The organism is Rhodoferax lacus (assembly GCF_003415675.1).
Classification (GTDB): domain Bacteria; phylum Pseudomonadota; class Gammaproteobacteria; order Burkholderiales; family Burkholderiaceae_C; genus Allorhodoferax; species Allorhodoferax lacus.
The window spans coordinates 14585-30183 of sequence record NZ_QFZK01000004.1 but is presented as its reverse complement, the minus strand read 5'-3'; the positions used below and the strand labels follow the sequence as shown (position 1 = coordinate 30183).

The following is a 15599-nucleotide window of genomic DNA, read 5'->3' as shown; positions in this document are numbered from 1 at the left end:
ATAACGCGGCTGTGACACAGTGCCCCATCCATACAAAGACACCACGCAGGCTTGCGATTTCCGTGTTGCAAAACGATCTATATCGTATATATTGATACGACTTTTTTCCGCAACCAGGCAGGAGCGCACCCGATGTCCAACGAAGTTTTTATGTGGTGGTTCATGCTCTGCGTGGTCAGCGGCTTCAATGTGCTGGCACTGCTGTGGAGCGCACGCGTGCTGCACCAGAGCCAGTCCACCGTGGCGCCCGAGGTCTTCGTCTGGCGCCGCTGGCAGCTGCTGCTGTCGGCAGGTTACGTGCTGGGCTGCGCCTACCGCTCGGCGCTGCCGGTGTTTGATGTGCAGCGCATCTGCCTGTTTGATTCGTGGATGTCCAGCGTCATCGTGGGCCGCTCGGTGGCCACCGTGGCCGAGCTGTGTTTTGTGGCGCAGTGGGCCCTGCTGATGCACCAGATTTCCAAAAGCACCCAAAGCCGTGCGGGCCGCTGGGCCGCCCACGGCGTGCTGCCCCTGATCGCCATTGCCGAGACTTTCTCCTGGTATTCGGTGCTGACCACCTCCAACATCGGCCATGTGGTGGAAGAGTCGCTGTGGGGCATCGCGGCGGCGCTGCTGGTGGCCAGCCTGCTGTCGGTGTGGCCGCACAGCCGCCCGCGCCTGCGCCCCCTGCTGCTGGCCATGTGTGCCACCGGCACGGCCTATGTGGTCTTCATGTTCATGGTGGATGTGCCCATGTACTGGGCGCGCTGGGTGGCCGATGAGGCCAGCGGACGCCGCTACCTGAGCCTGAGCCAGGGCGTGCTGGACACCTCAGGCCGCTGGGTGGTGTCGCAGCAGTGGCAGACCTGGAAGAGCGAGGTGCTCTGGATGTCGCTGTACTTCAGCGTGGCGGTATGGCTCAGCCTGGGCTTTGTGCACGTGCCGGCGTTTACAGGTGATCCCAGTCGCGGCGCTCGAGCAGCGAGCCAGCGTAAGGCCCCACATGCTCGGGCGCGTGCAGTGCGTGGTGCTGGGTCAGGGCTGCATACCAGCGGATCAGCAGGCTGGTGATGGGCCAATGGCGGGCGTCTTGGCTTGCGTGGATGAGGGTCATAATGGTCTCCCATTCTTTTTTGAATAAACGATATATACAGTTTACATAGTTTTAAAAAAGAGCAACCACCCCTGTGGCAGGTGGCACCAGCGTCACAAAAATGTAATTTTCGGAGCGCACCCTGTGTCCCCTATGGAACTGGAAATCAAATTTGCCCTGCCCCTGCAGGACCCGTTGTTGCTGGAAAAGCAGTTGGCGCGCGTGCCCCTGATAGGTCGGCGCAAACCGCAGCGCCAGATGCTGCACAACACCTACTACGACACCCCCGACCACACCCTGCACCGCAAGCGCGTGGCCCTGCGCGTGCGCCAGATCGGCGACCCCACAGAGCCCCGTTGGGTGCAGACCCTCAAGGTGGGAGGCAGTGCCGACTCCGCCTTCAGCCAGCGCGGCGAATGGGAAGTGCCACTGGAAACAGGCGAACTCTCCAGCGCCATGCTGACCGACACCCCGTGGATGGAGTTCGACCCGGACGCCAGCCTGTACCGCGCGCTGGAGCCGGTTTTCACCACCACCTTTGAGCGCCTGAGCTGGACCGTCACCCTGGAGGGCAGCTCCCTGGAAATTGCGCTGGACCGGGGCAGCGTGCTGATCAACGGCCAGAGCACGCCCCTGTTTGAGCTGGAAATCGAGCTGCTGCAAGGTGAGCCCGAAGCCCTGTTTGCGGCCGCCGCCCTCATCAGCCAGAAGCTGTGCCTGCTGCCCCTGCACCTGAGCAAGGCCGAGCGCGCTTACCGGCTGGCCCAGGGCACGCTGGACGCGCCCCTGCGCGCCAAGCCACCGGTGCTGACAGAGGACATGGGCTTTTCTGCCGTGGTGCAGGCCGTGCTGCGCGAGACCTATCTGCAGTTCACCGCCAACCTCTACACCCTGTGCCGCAGCGACGCACCCGAGGTGCTGCACCAGGCGCGCGTGGGCTGGCGGCGCTTCAAGAGTGCCCTCAAGCTGTTCCGGCAGATCAGCGCAGACAGCGGCCTTCCTGCGCTGGCGCCCCTGCAGGCGCTGCTGACGCAAATGACCGCCCTGCGCGATCTGGATGTGGCCGCCAGCGAAGTGTTCCCCACCTATGCCAGCGCCTACCAGGACGGCCACCCCGTGCGCAGCGCCGAGTGGCAGCAACTCGAGGCCGCACTGGCCGCCGACCAGCAGGCCCAGCGCACCCGGCTGCGCGAACTGCTGGCTGAACCCGGCGTGGGGGCTACGCTCTTGGGCATTGCCCACTGGCTGGAGCTGGGTGCCGTGGACCCCGCCACGGGCCCGCGCAAGGGCAAAGTCAAACCGTTCCACCAATGGATTGCCCGGCGCCTGAAGAGCCTGGCCGATGAACTCAAGTCAGGGCAAAAGAAGCCCCCAACGCCCGAGACCCAGCACCGGCTGCGCATTCTCTCCAAGCGCCTGCGCTACGGCGTAGAGAACCTGTGCGCCCTGCTGCCACGCAAGCGCGCAGAACGCTGGCACCGCCATGCCACCCAGCTGCAAACCCGCATCGGCTTGGAGCGCGACCGCCATCTGGCGATTGCCACCGCGGAGCGCCTGCGGGCACCCGAGGGCATTGTCGGATTCCTGCGAGGGGCTGCATATGCGGCCAGCCTGGGCTAAGAACGCCTGCAGCGAACACGGCGTAGTCTTGTTCACACGCAATACCCCATGAATATGGGAAGCGCCAAAACCCTTTGGTCGATAGTCTCTGCTCTGCAAAAGCAAAGACCTTCCAACAGCAAATACCAAGGGGAAATCCAGTGGGCATGACACTAAAAACATCGATCGCCATCGGCGTGGCAGCATTTCTATCGGCCTGCGGCGGCGGTGGCGGTGGCACATCCAACACAGCCTCGTCCACCTATCTATCGGGAACGGCAGCCGGTGGTGCAGCACTGGTGGGCAATGTCATCGTCACCGACAGCAAGGGTGTGAGCCGATCGGCACCCATTGCCGCTGACGGGAAATACAGCATCGATGTGAGCGGCCTGACTGGCCCCTTTGTGCTCAAGGCAGCGGGCACGGTGGGCAACACCTCGGTTACCTATTACTCTGCCGCCACCAGTGCCGATGTGGGCGGCACGGTGAACGTCACTCCGTTTACCGATCTGATCGTATCCAACATCGCAGCCCAAATGGCGGTGAACTATTTCAGCAATCCGGCCAACGTGGCCAATATTGGCAGCCTGATTACACCTGCCAATCTGGCGGCTGCAGAATCGGCGATGCAGGCCAAACTCCAGCCGGTGCTGACCGCGATGGGACTGGGCGCCAGCGTCGATTTGCTGCACCAGACCTTTGCCGCCGATCACTCCGGACTGGACGCTGTACTGGACATGGTGAAGGTGTCCAACACCTCCGGCAACATCGCCACCTTGACCAATGCCCTGACTCAAGTGGTCATAGGCACCAACAACGCCGCAGCAAGCACGCTGGATGCCGCGCCAGTTGATACGGCAGCGATTTCAGGCATAAACCCCAATGCGGCACTCAACTTGCAGAACGTGGTGACCCGCCTCAATGCGCTTTCTGCATTGTTTGCCACTGGCTTGCCCAGCCTCACCACCTTGGAAAACAGCGGCATCTTCGACACTTCCAGCGCATTCATACAGGATGGTCAAAGTTTCAACCAGTTCGCCACGGAGCTTTCAAACAACCAGAATGCCAAGGGCATGAAGTTCAGCAACGTAAACATCTCGCTGGATGCCACTGGCACATCTGGAACCATTGTTGCCGTGCTCACATCCAATTCGGCCAACTTTGGTGGGACCATTACGCTGAAAATGCGCAAGGACCCGACCCTGGGCTGGCTGGCCGCAGGCAATGGCCGCATGGCCGGCACAGGCATGCAGGCCAGGGCGCAACTAGACCACTGGGAAGTCCTGGCCTCAGCCAACCGGACCGCAGCCTCAGGCTCCAATATGCTCAACGGCATCCACATCTACCTGGACCCCTTTGTCTACAACAGCAACCACACCTCGGCCATGGCGGTGACTGCCGTGTTGACCGGGCCGGGGCTGCCTGCAGGCGGCATACTCATGGCGCAGGACCAGAAGAACACCTGGTTTGACGTGGCCGCGTATGGCACGACCAACGGCTTCGATCTGATACCAGAATGCGGAACGCCCACGTACTCGAGCGCGGGCACGGTCATAGCCAGCGGCCAGTGTGTGGATGTGTCCAAGGCGCTGGACAACAGTGTGTACACCGTGGTCTTCCAGGATAGCAATGGCAACGCGCTCAACGGAGCTGGTGACGAGCTGACCTTGGCCAAGCAACCCCTGAACCTTGCGAACCTGAACGCCTCCATGTTCCCGACCATTGATACGGCCACCATCGATGGCGTACCCATCACGCCTGCGCTGCTGCTCCCGGGTAAAGCCGTGGCTATCAGCTGGTCCATGCCCACCGGGCTTGTGTCCAACAATATGAACCTCTGGTCGAACAACGCAAGCGGGGCATCATATTTCAAGGTGCAACAGAACAGCTTGACCGGCGCCACCCGTCAGACACTGCTTGCGCTGGGCAGCGTTCCAGCCAATAGCGGTCCAGCCACCAATGTGGGTATTTGGCTTGCTGGCAATGACGCGTATGGACGCAGATATGCCACCTCACGTTCAGTGAGCCAGTAAACCGGCACGCTCCCTTGGGTGTAGTAACTGCGGGGCCGCGCTGCACAGCACGGCCCCGCAGTTGTTTATGGCATGGCCCTCTGGCCGACCTGTCCCGTACGTTTGATCTGGCGCAATCGTCATCGCCGTTTCACACCGGCTTTCAACGGTACGTCACACACGATTTCTACATTGGCATGGTATGCAAGCGCACGCCCGTCCACCCCTTTGGCTCCAAGGGGAAACCATGCGTACATTGTGGGAGCAAATCCAACAACTGCGGTGGGATGACCACCAGTCCCTGCATCTGGTGAGCGCCTGCGGGCACCCGAAGGCATTGTCGGATTCCTGCGGGGGGCTGCGTTTGCAGCCACCACCGCCCCATCCTGAAGCCACCTTCGCAGCACGTCGCGCGTACGCAACGTCACAGTTTCTTCATATCGGTTACACGGACTTGTCACAGACCAACGAGAGACTCCATCCCGTTATGTCGTTATCGGATGTGACTTATCAACTGAACCCGTTTGGAGTAAATAAATGTTCAAGAAATCTTCTATCGCCCTCGCACTGGTTGCGCTGGCTGCACCCTCTTTTGCCGCTGAATTCGCTGTGGGCACCGACACCAAGTTCGAAGTCAACGTGGACGTTGCTGCCTACTACCAGACCATCAAGGATGCCAAGGGCGAGACCAGCCAGCCCAGCCTGATCGGCAAGGGCCTGAACCAGATCGAAATCAAGGCCACCCGCATCATCAACGACGATATCTCCATCTTCGGTGAAATCGAAGTCGACTACGACCCCATCGTCGACAACAACCCCGTGCAGACCGACGACACCCGCTTCGGCATTGCCAGCAAGAAATTTGGCCGCTTCACCGTGGGCCAGTTTGACACCTACTTTGAAGACAACGTCATTGAAGCCCTGGGCGTGGCCCATGGCGACAAGGCATTTGTCACTGAGCCTGCCTCTTCCAACGACGGCCGCCACCTGCAATACCTGAACACGATCGGTGACCTGACCTTTGCTGTGGACCTGACCGCCAACAACAACGCCGCCGCAAACGACGGCAACCACGGCGCAGCCATTTCGGGCATGTACAAGCTGGGCGACCTCAGCATCGGCCTGGGCTACAGCGAAGTGGCCAAGTACATCAGCGACTCTCCCTACACCGCCAACACGGCCAAGAACGTCACCGGTCTGACGGCTGCCTACAAGTTCGGCAACACCAAGGTGATTGGCCTGGCTGTTTCTGAAACCGCCACCGATGTACTCAAGAACGTGAAGACCAACTACACCGGCGTGGCCGTGACCCATGTGATGGGTGAGTTCGACATTGGCGCGGCCTTCCAGAACCGCGAAACCAGCACCAAGACCTACGGCGAGTGGTCAGTCGGCCTGGGCTACACACCCTTCAAGAACATGACTTTCTTCCTGGACCTGTGCGGCCTGAACGACACCAACAACAAGGGCGACGTCATGGAAATCGGCGCGAAGTACACCTTCTAAATCGATCTCCGTTAGTTAGTATCCAAGGTTTAATAACCCGGGCTTGCCCGGGTTTTTTTATGCCTTCGCCACGGAATTGTCATCAAACCATCACATTGACTTTCTAGGATGGCGCTTGCTTTTCACCTGAACCTCTGCCCCAAGGAATTCACCACCATGTCCGCTTCCAACATGCCCTCGCGCCGTACCGCCCTCAAATTTTTTGCCGCCGCCCCCATGCTGCCCCTGGGCGCCCTGTCCACCAGCGCACTGCTGGCCGGCTGTGCCAGCGGTGGCACCACCATGGCCGCAGGCGGCATGTCCAGCGCCGCCTTTGCCTCGGCTGCCTTCACCGGCATGGCCGCACCCTCGCTGGCCAACGCCGCAGCCATGGCCACCACCACCGTGGCCTCCAGCCTGCAGGTCACCTTGGCAGACGGCAGCACGCGCGCCTACAAGCTGGCCTACCAGCCCTTCTTCATCACCGGTGACCAGGTGCCGGACGGCAAGGGTGGCACCACGCTGGCCGGCGCCTATGTGGACATCTTCAACCGCCCCATCATGGACAAGTCGGTGGCCGGCAAGGAGCGCCAATTCTTCTCGGATTGCCCGGACGGCACCTCGCTGCTGAAGCTGCCCACTGCCAGCGTCAAGGGCGTCAAGGGCAACACGGTGTTTGCCGTGGTGCAGTTTGAGTACACCAACACCGACCAAGGCGGTGCCGACACCTACGGCACACTGCCCTCCCCGATTGCCGTGCTCACGCTCGACCAGGACCCCGCCACCGGCAAGCTCAGCCTGGTGAAATACCACAACGTGGACACCTCGCAGGCACAGGGCCTGTGGATCACCTGCGGCTCCAGCCTGTCACCCTGGAACACCCACCTGTCGAGCGAAGAGTACGAGCCCGATGCGCCTTTCATCTCCGAGAACAAGCTCTTCAAGTCCTTCAGCAAAAACCTGTTCGGCGACGAGACCGTGGCCAACCCCTACCACTACGGCCACCTGCCCGAAGTGACTGTCAACCCCGACGGCACCGGCACCCTGGTCAAGCATTTCTGCATGGGCCGCATCTCGCACGAGCTGGTGCAAGTCATGCCCGACAACCGCACCGTCTTCATGGGCGACGACTACACCAACAGCGGCCTGTTCATGTTTGTGGCCGACAAGGAAAAGAACCTGTCTGCCGGCACCCTGTATGTGGGTAAGCTGGGCAGCGGCTTCTCCATCAACCCGGCAGATGCCGGTGCCAAGGTCAGCTGGATCAAGCTGGGACATGCCACCAGCGCCGAGATCGAGAAGATGGCCGACACCCTCAAGCCCTCGGACATCATGACCGCACTCAAGGTCGACCCCAAGGACGCCAGCTTCACCAAGGTGTTCTACAACGGCACGGCCAACTGGATCAAGGTCAAGCCCGGCATGGAAAAGGCTGCAGCCTTCCTGGAAACCCACCGCTACGCCTACCTGATGGGTGGCAGCATGGGCTTCTCCAAGATGGAAGGCACCACGCTCAACATCAAGGACAAGGTGGCCTACTCCGCGCTGCAGAACATCCAGGACTCCATGGTCAAGACTGGCAAGGGCTGGAGTGAAGCCAGCGGCATTGCCCTGGACAAGGCCCTGATTGCCGGTGGCGTGTTTGCCCTGAACCTGGGCGGTGGCCAGGTGGACCAGGCCGGTGCTGCCATCCCGAGCGAGTGGGTTCCCATGAACACCCGTGCCATGCTGGTGGGTGAAGACATCGCCCCCGATGCCCTGGGCAATCTGGCCAACCCGGACAAGATCTCCAACCCCGACAACCTGAAGTTCTCGGAGAAGCTGCGTACCCTCTTCATCGGTGAAGACAGCGGCACCCACGTGAACAACTTTGTCTGGGCCTACAACGTGGACACCAAGCAACTCAGCCGCCTGATGTCCATGCCCTCGGGCGCCGAGGCCACCGGCCTGGGTGTAGTGGACGATCTGAACGGCTTTATGTACATCACCTCCAACTTCCAGCACCCCGGTGACTGGAATGCCAAGCTGCACAGCAAGGTCCAGGCCACGCTGGACCCGCTGGTGCGCGCCAACTACAAGGACCGCTTCGGCGCGGCCGTGGGCTACCTGACGGCAGACGTGGGCGGCGTCAAGCTGGGTTAAACCGCGGGACCTCACCGGGCGGGCGGTTGCATATGCAGCCGCCCGCCTTTTTTTTGGCCTTGCGGCCATGGCGCTGGGGGCGGCTTACGCGTCCTTGCGTTCGAGTAAATAGGCCTCAAACAGGTCGGCATCCATGGGCCGGGCGAAGTGGTAGCCCTGCAGGCTCTGCACGCCCAGCGCGCACAGCAGGGCCGCGGTTGCCTCGTCTTCCACCCCCTCGGCCACAGTGCTGAGCTCGAAGGCGGAGGCGATCTTGACAATGGCCTGTATGAGCTGCTCGCCCTGGGGCAAGTGCACACGGCGCACAAAGGAGATGTCGATCTTCACCTTGGTGGCGGGCATGTCATGCAGCTGCGACAACGAGGAGTAGCCGGTGCCAAAGTCGTCAATGGCAATGCCAAAGCCCGAGGCGGTGAGCTCCAGCAGGCGCTTGGTGGTGTGTTCGGCGTCCTCCATGGCCACGCTCTCGGTGATCTCCAGGTCAATGTCGGCGGGCGACAGGTCCAGCGCCGCCAGGTCATCGAGCAGATCCGCGGTGAAGCTGGGTATGAACAGCTGGCGCCGCGACACATTCACCGCCACCCGCAGTGCGATGCCCAGGCGCTTCCAGCGCTGCATGCTCTCCACCGTCTGTATCCAGATCTGGTGGCCCAGCTCACGGATGAGCCCCAGGTTTTCCGCCATGGGGATGAAGGTGGCCGGTGACACCCAGCCATAGGTGTCGTCATGCCAGCGCGCCAGCGCCTCGCAGCCAACAACCTTGCGGGTCTGTGCGTCCACGATGGGCTGGAACCAGACCCGCAGCTCCTGCCCCTTGATGGCCTTGGCCAGCTTGTTCTGGATGTAGAGTGCGCGGCGCTCCTGATCGCGGTCGGCCATGTCGGAGACAAAGCGGATGGTATTGCGGCCCTGCTCCTTGGCGAAGAACATGGCGCGGTCGGCCTGGGACAGCAGGGCCTCCACGGTTTGCGCGTCATCCGGAAAGATTGCCACGCCCATGCTGCAGGTGATGTTGAACTGGTTGCCGTCAATCAGCATGGGCTGCTCACAGCTGGCGGCAAACTTGGCCATGACGTCGCGTCCATCGCTCGACTGGGCCAGATCGGTCAGCAGCACCACGAATTCGTCCCCACCCCAGCGCGCCAGCGTATCGCCAGACCGCAGGGAGGCCCGCAGCGACTGTGCCAGTGCCACCAGCATCTGGTCGCCCGCCTTGTGGCCGTGCTGGTCGTTCACGTTCTTGAAATGGTCCAGATCCACAAAGCCCACAGCCACTTTGTTGCCCTTGCGCTGCGCCATGTGCAGGGCCACTGTGGCGCGGTCCTCAAACAGGATGCGGTTGGGTAGTTCGGTCAGCGCGTCGTGCAACGCCATATGGGAGATGTGTTTTTCCAGCAGATAGCTCTGCGTGATGTCGCGCAGCACGCCGCGCACGCTGGTCTGCTTTTTTTGCCGCCCTTCACCGGCGATGAACCGGTACTCCACCCACAGGTCCTTGCGGTCCAGCTGGCGCAGCCGCAAGCGCCCCACCAGGCTGGACTTGGCACCCGTGGTCAGCTGCTCCAGCTGTTTGCGGAAGTCGGGTTCATCCTCGGGGTGCACGGCCTCAAAAATCAGGTCGCGCCCACAGTCCACCTGCATGCCGGTCAGGCGCGTCCAGCCCGGGCTGGCAAGCAGGAACACGCCCTGGGCATCGATCTCCACCACGCCCTCTTCCAGGAGATCCAGGGTCTGCAGGTAAGCAAAGTGCTCCTGGTCAAACACTTCGATGCTGTGCATCAGCGCCAATGAGGATTGCGCCACCTGGGCGAGTTCGTCCGGCAGTGCGCTGGCCAGCGCCAGACGCTGCAGCAGAGGCTCACTGAGCTGGTGCGAGGCGACAAACATCTCGGAGGCCCTGAACAGGTGCTCAATGCGCTGTGCGATCTTGGCCGACCACTGACCAATGGATATCCACAAAATGGCCGCAAACAGCGCCAACAAGGCGGTCACGGACAGCAGCAGCAGGGGCTTGGAAATGGGCTCGCTCACCGTGTGCTGGATCAGCAACTGCGGTGCCGCCGGGTCTGAGCCGAAAAGCTGCAGCGTGCGCTGCTCGGCCTCTATGGCATCAAAGGCCACGCGTCCGCTGTAGTCCATGGTGACGGTGGCAGTCTCGTCCATGGAGCCACGCGAGCTGCCCAGCACCCGATTGTTCAGTGCCAGCAGCAGGCGCACATCCTTGGGCGCCAGGGCACCCAGCACACCGCTGTCCAGGGGCTGCAGCAGCACCAACCGGCCATTGCCCTGCTGCCCCAGCCACAGGGGCGAGGTGACCAGTGCAAAGGCGGCGCGGTGCGCTGCGCTGTAGTACCACTCCGGCAGCCTGGCGGTGCCATCCACGACTTTGCCGAAGGCCTGGCCATCCGGCCCGAACGCAAACAGCACGCTGCCGTCTGCGCTGGTCACCGCGCCAGAGGGAAACTTGCCCACCGTGCCCTCCAGGCTGGCGAAATAGGCACGCAGCCGCAGCCAGGCCGCGTCGTTGGAGGGTTCGCCAAAAATGCGCATGAAATCGATATGCACCTTCACCGCCTGTGCATTCTTTTGCCAGCTGGACCTGAGCTGCTCCAGGCTGTGTTCGACATGGCGCAGGGAACCCTCTGCCGACGCATCTGCCGACCGTTGAATCAGGGCCTGGTAGCCCGACAACAGGGCCATGCCGCCAAACACCGCGACAAACACAAAGGCCGCCATCAGGCGTGCGTAAAGCTGGTAACGCAGGCTGCTGCGGTGGAAGGTCTTCATGGTGCTATGTTCAGCGCGTACTCAGGGCGCGCTGCCGGCCCATTGGCTGTTGACGATGCTGCCCAATTGCAGCGCCTGCACCGCCTCACTCCTGTCCGCCGCATGCAGAAAGCGGTTGGCTGTGGCCACCTGCTCCTGCGAGAACTTTCCGTCAGGGCAATAGATGTCCTTGTGCTGGCCGAGTACGGAAAGCAGGGCTGCGCGCGCCTCGGCATCCTCTACCTGCAGCGCCTCCACCACCTCGCGGGCGGTATGCGCCGCAATCCAGACCAGCGTGCGCGTGAGCGTGGCGACCATCCGTGCCACGGTATCCGGCCGGCTGGCAATGAAATCTTCGCGGGTGGCCAAATGGCCGTTCAGGAACAGTCCTCCCAACAACTTGCGGGTGGCAGCCAGGTCGTGGAAGTCGGCCAGCACAAAGGCCACCTTCTCGCCCACCAATCGCGTGGCAAAGGGCTCATCGCCCATGATGGCGTCCACCGTGCCACTGGCCAGGGCCGCATGCTGGCTGTCATAGGCCTGGCCCACGGCCACAAAGTTGACGCGGTCGACCGCCACGCCCGCCTGACGCAGCACATATTCCACAAACAACTGCGTGGTGGAGCGTCCCCCCGGCACATGGCCCTTGACCCCCAGCACCATTCCGGACAGGTCCTTGACGCTGCGCACCTGGCGCTCCAGTTGCTTGCGAACCAGCAGCGTATAGGCCGGCACACGCGAAATCGGGGCGATGCACACCACCGGCTTGCCGCTGGCGCGCTGCAGCCCCAGCGCAGCAAAACCGCCGGCCGAAAAATCCGTATTGCGTTCCAGCATTTCCTGGAAGGCCTGCGGCCCGCCGCCCACATAACGGATATCGAGCTCGATACCCTCGGCCTTGTCAAAGCCCAGTTTCTGGGCCAATGTAACGGGAAGAAAGAGCAGATTGCCGGGCCCGGGCACGGAGACCGCCACCCTGTGCAGGTTCGCCGCCCGCGCAGGACCCGCAGAAGCCGCCAGCCACAACAAGGCCAGAAGCCGCCTTCTTGGATGATTCATGCTGACGCCCTCTCTGTTTTTTAAATTGTAGGCAGTAAGCATGCGGCGCGGGCCGCTTTATCCATACATGTTCTGTGCACAGCCCGGTGCAGGTTTCGCCACTGACTCTGTTGCGATTGATCTGGCGCAATAGTCATCGCTCTTTCACAAGGCGATTCACCGATGCGTCACACAGCGTTCCTACATTGGCCTTTTGTCATTCACCAAGGGGAATTCGCATGGTTTCATTCTGGAAGCAAATTCAACAACTGCAGTGGGATGACCACCGCTACTACCACCAATGCCGCATCAACCAGACCCTGCATCTGGTGAGCGCCTGCAGCTTTCTGGTGGCCTATGCGCTGCTGTTTGTGGACCCCGCGTCCGCTGGCATCGTCGGCTGGGCGGTGGGTATGGTGACACGCCAAAGCGGCCACATCTTCTTTGAGCCGCGTGGCTATGACCACATCAATGACACCAGCTACGCGCACAAGGAAGACATCAAGGTGGGCTTCAACATGCGGCGCAAGGCGATCCTGATTGCCGTCTGGCTGTCCCTGCCGGTGTTGCTGGCCCTGAGCCCCAGTCTGTTGGGCCTGATTGCCCCGGCTGTAGGCGTGGCAGGCTATCTGCATGACGTGGGCCTGATGTGGCTGGCACTCGGGGTGGGTGGCCTGCTGTTTCGCACCCTGCACCTGTTCTTCATCCGCAGCCCGTCCTGGGGCCTGGCCTGGGCCTGCAAGATCCTGCTGGACCCCTTCCACAACGTGCAGATCTACTGGGCCTCGCCCATTGCCCTGCTGCGCGGCCAGCGCCTGGACCCGCTCAAGGACGGGCAGCACTAAGCCGCAGGGTCATGCCATTGACCCGAACGCCGCCAACTTGTCACAATAATGAAACATGCTTGCAGCATGCTCAGGCTATTTTTCTCAACAAGATTTCGGCGGAACACCCATGAGCATTGACCCCACCCAACAAGAAGAGATGATGCGCCGCTTGCGCGAAGACCTGCTCGACAGCTACGACGAAGAGCTGGAGATGGAGCTTGAAGAGCGCAACATGGAAGAGCTGGCGGCCCACGGACAACCGCGCAGCGCAGAAGAACGCCTGGCCCGCCGCACCTACTTCCAGGAACTGTTTCGCCTGCAGGGCGAACTGGTCAAGCTGCAGGACTGGGTGGTGGCCAACAAGCACAAGGTGGTGATCCTGTTCGAGGGGCGCGACGCGGCCGGCAAGGGGGGCGTGATCAAGCGCATCACCCAGCGCCTGAACCCGCGCGTGGCCCGCGTGGCCGCACTGCCCGCCCCCAATGACCGCGAGCGCACGCAGTGGTATTTCCAGCGCTACGTGTCGCACCTGCCTGCTGCCGGCGAGATGGTGCTGTTTGACCGCAGCTGGTACAACCGCGCCGGTGTGGAGCGCGTGATGGGCTTTTGCTCGGATGACGAATACGAGGAGTTCTTCCGCACCGTGCCCGAGTTCGAAAAGATGCTGGCGCGCTCCGGAATCCAGCTCATCAAGTACTGGTTCTCCATCACCGATGAAGAGCAGCACTCGCGCTTTCTGGGCCGTATCCACGACCCGCTCAAGCAGTGGAAGCTCAGCCCCATGGACCTGGAGAGCCGCGTGCGCTGGGAGGAATACACCAAGGCCAAAGAGACCATGCTGGAGCGCACCCACATTGCTGAGGCGCCCTGGTGGATCGTGCAGGCGGTGGACAAGAAGACCGCGCGCCTGAACTGCATTCAGCACCTGCTGGACCAGATTCCCTACACCGAAGTGGAGCACGATGCCGTGGTGCTGCCCGAGCGTGTGCGCAATGCCGACTACATCCGCCAGCCCGTGCCCTCCGACATGTTTGTGCCCGAACGCTACTAGGGCGCAGGCACGCGGCTGGCGTAGCCCACGCCAGCCGCTCTTTCCGGATGGATGGGGATGACAGCACCCGCCGTATAGCTGGGGCAGGCATAGCGGTCGATGTCGCGCTGGTTCAACGGGAATGAGCCGCAGTTGGATAGCTTGCGAAACGGCGATTGGTAGATGCCGCACTGGTATTTGTCGCCCCCCACGTCTTCCAGAAACACACAGCGCCGGTCCATGCAGCAGTTGCCGCACTGCACGCATGTGCCGTGGATTTCCTGCGGCACGGTGGGGCTGCGGCCCATCACGTCATGGAAGTAGTGCTCTGCCGGGCCTTCCTGCATGGCTGCGGCGTGGATGCGCAGCTTCTTGAAGGTGCTGCGGTACTCCAACACGTACTTGCTGCGCAAAAACAGCAGCGAGGCCAGCAGCGGCATCACGGGCATGGCCAGATAAAAGCTGCCCATGTAGAGCCGCGCAAGGGCGGGTGCAACAATTTTTCTCACGCTGGGCTCCCCCGGTGTTTTCACAGATCTGTCGTAATTTAAGGTCCGCACAAGTAGGCGGCGTGACAATCCGCAAGCAGGCCACAATCCCTGTCACACAACAAGGCACGCCCCATGGATGAAAGAAAAGCCCTCGACACACAGGCCTCGGCACTCATGCTGATGCTGTGCGTCATCTGGAGCCTGCAGCAAATTGCCATGAAGGCCATCGCGGGCAGCATGTCGCCCATGCTGCAGATTGCGCTGCGCTCAGGCGTTGCGTTTTGTCTGGTGGCCGCCCTCATGCGGTGGCGCCGGGAGCGCTTTGACTGGAGCGCCTGGCGTGCGGGCCTGCTGATTGGTGTGCTGTTTGCGCTGGAGTATCTGTTTGTGGCCCTGGCGCTGCGCCACACCAGCGCCGGGCACACGGTGGTGTTTCTGTACACCTCGCCGATTTTTGCGGCCATCGGCCTGCATCTGAAGCTGCCAGCCGAGCGCCTGTCCCGGGTGCAGTGGCTGGGCATTGGCGTGGCCTTTGGCGGCATTGCCTATGCGTTCCTGGGTGGCACAGGCGGCAGCGGCCAGGTGTCCCTGTGGGGTGACTTGCTGGCCTTGCTGGGCGGTGCCTCCTGGGGTGCGACCACGGTGGCCATACGCACCACGCGGCTGTCGGTTACCGCGCCCAACCAGACCATCCTCTACCAGCTGGGCGGCGCCTTTGCCTGGCTTCTGCCAGCGGCCGTGCTGACGGGCCAAACCCTGTTTGTGTCCACCCCGCTGGTGTGGGCCAGCCTGGCCTACCAGACCTTTGTCATGTCGTTTTTCAGTTTGCTGGTGTGGTTCTGGCTCCTGCGCCACTACCTGGCTTCGCGCCTGGGGGTGTTCGCCTTTCTCACGCCGGTGCTGGGGGTGGTGCTGGGCGTGCTGATACTGGGCGAGCCGCTGGAGCTGCCGTTTGTGCTGGGCTCGCTGATCGTGCTGCTGGGTGTGCTGACGGTGACGCTGCACACCGCAGTGGCCGATGTTTTCAGGCGCCTGACGGGTGCTGCGGCCTGAGGGCCCAGCCTTCAAACTGACACACAACTGCCATCAGGGTTTCATGGCGCTGTCAGAGCATCAAAGCTCCAGCAAGCACCTGAA

At 62.0% G+C, this 15599-nt stretch carries 11 protein-coding genes; 8 read left to right on the top strand and 3 right to left on the bottom strand.

Going from position 1 to position 15599, the window contains the following annotated elements:
* The first annotated feature begins 132 nt into the window (after positions 1-132).
* The 5 genes from DIC66_RS23085 (at position 133) to DIC66_RS08150 (ending at position 8310) form a co-directional block, all read left to right on the top strand.
* The gene (locus tag DIC66_RS23085) at positions 133-1050 is read left to right on the top strand and encodes a hypothetical protein (protein ID WP_158558872.1); all 918 of its coding nucleotides are present in this window, start codon (positions 133-135) and stop codon (positions 1048-1050) included.
* Positions 1051-1225: 175 nt separating this feature from the next.
* The gene (locus tag DIC66_RS08165) at positions 1226-2692 is read left to right on the top strand and encodes a CYTH and CHAD domain-containing protein (RefSeq protein WP_117175974.1); all 1467 of its coding nucleotides are present in this window, start codon (positions 1226-1228) and stop codon (positions 2690-2692) included.
* Positions 2693-2838: 146 nt separating this feature from the next.
* Positions 2839-4704: a hypothetical protein gene (locus tag DIC66_RS08160; protein WP_117175972.1), complete on the top strand. Its 1866-nt coding sequence runs from the start codon at positions 2839-2841 to the stop codon at positions 4702-4704.
* A gap of 516 nt (positions 4705-5220) precedes the next feature.
* Positions 5221-6189 carry a porin gene (locus DIC66_RS08155; RefSeq protein WP_117175970.1) on the top strand — a complete coding sequence of 323 codons (969 nt, stop codon included), beginning with the start codon at positions 5221-5223 and terminating at the stop codon, positions 6187-6189.
* 156 nt (positions 6190-6345) lie between these two features.
* Entirely contained in the window at positions 6346-8310 is a 1965-nt protein-coding gene (locus tag DIC66_RS08150) for a PhoX family protein (RefSeq protein ID WP_117176583.1), read from the top strand.
* A gap of 84 nt (positions 8311-8394) precedes the next feature.
* Here the strand turns inward: DIC66_RS08150 and DIC66_RS08145 are convergent, their stop codons facing one another.
* Both DIC66_RS08145 and DIC66_RS08140 read right to left on the bottom strand, forming a co-directional pair.
* Positions 8395-11097: a putative bifunctional diguanylate cyclase/phosphodiesterase gene (locus DIC66_RS08145; RefSeq protein WP_117175968.1), complete on the bottom strand. Its 2703-nt coding sequence runs from the start codon at positions 11095-11097 to the stop codon at positions 8395-8397.
* 21 nt (positions 11098-11118) lie between these two features.
* Positions 11119-12135 (bottom strand): ABC transporter substrate-binding protein, encoded by a 1017-nt coding sequence (locus tag DIC66_RS08140; protein WP_158558871.1) that lies wholly within the window; start codon positions 12133-12135, stop codon positions 11119-11121.
* 218 nt (positions 12136-12353) lie between these two features.
* On the opposite strand from DIC66_RS08140, the gene DIC66_RS08135 reads away from it, so the two are divergent.
* Positions 12354-12959: a hypothetical protein gene (locus DIC66_RS08135; RefSeq protein WP_117175964.1), complete on the top strand. Its 606-nt coding sequence runs from the start codon at positions 12354-12356 to the stop codon at positions 12957-12959.
* A gap of 109 nt (positions 12960-13068) precedes the next feature.
* Positions 13069-13992: a polyphosphate kinase 2 gene (gene ppk2, locus DIC66_RS08130; RefSeq protein ID WP_117175963.1), complete on the top strand. Its 924-nt coding sequence runs from the start codon at positions 13069-13071 to the stop codon at positions 13990-13992.
* On the opposite strand, the gene DIC66_RS08125 is transcribed toward ppk2, so the two are convergent.
* A complete protein-coding gene (locus DIC66_RS08125) occupies positions 13989-14480 on the bottom strand; it encodes a hypothetical protein (RefSeq protein ID WP_147321270.1) in 492 nt (163 codons plus the stop codon). The genes ppk2 and DIC66_RS08125 overlap by 4 nt on opposite strands.
* A gap of 114 nt (positions 14481-14594) precedes the next feature.
* On the opposite strand from DIC66_RS08125, the gene DIC66_RS08120 reads away from it, so the two are divergent.
* Positions 14595-15515: a DMT family transporter gene (locus DIC66_RS08120; RefSeq protein WP_117175959.1), complete on the top strand. Its 921-nt coding sequence runs from the start codon at positions 14595-14597 to the stop codon at positions 15513-15515.
* Positions 15516-15599 lie beyond the last annotated feature (84 nt).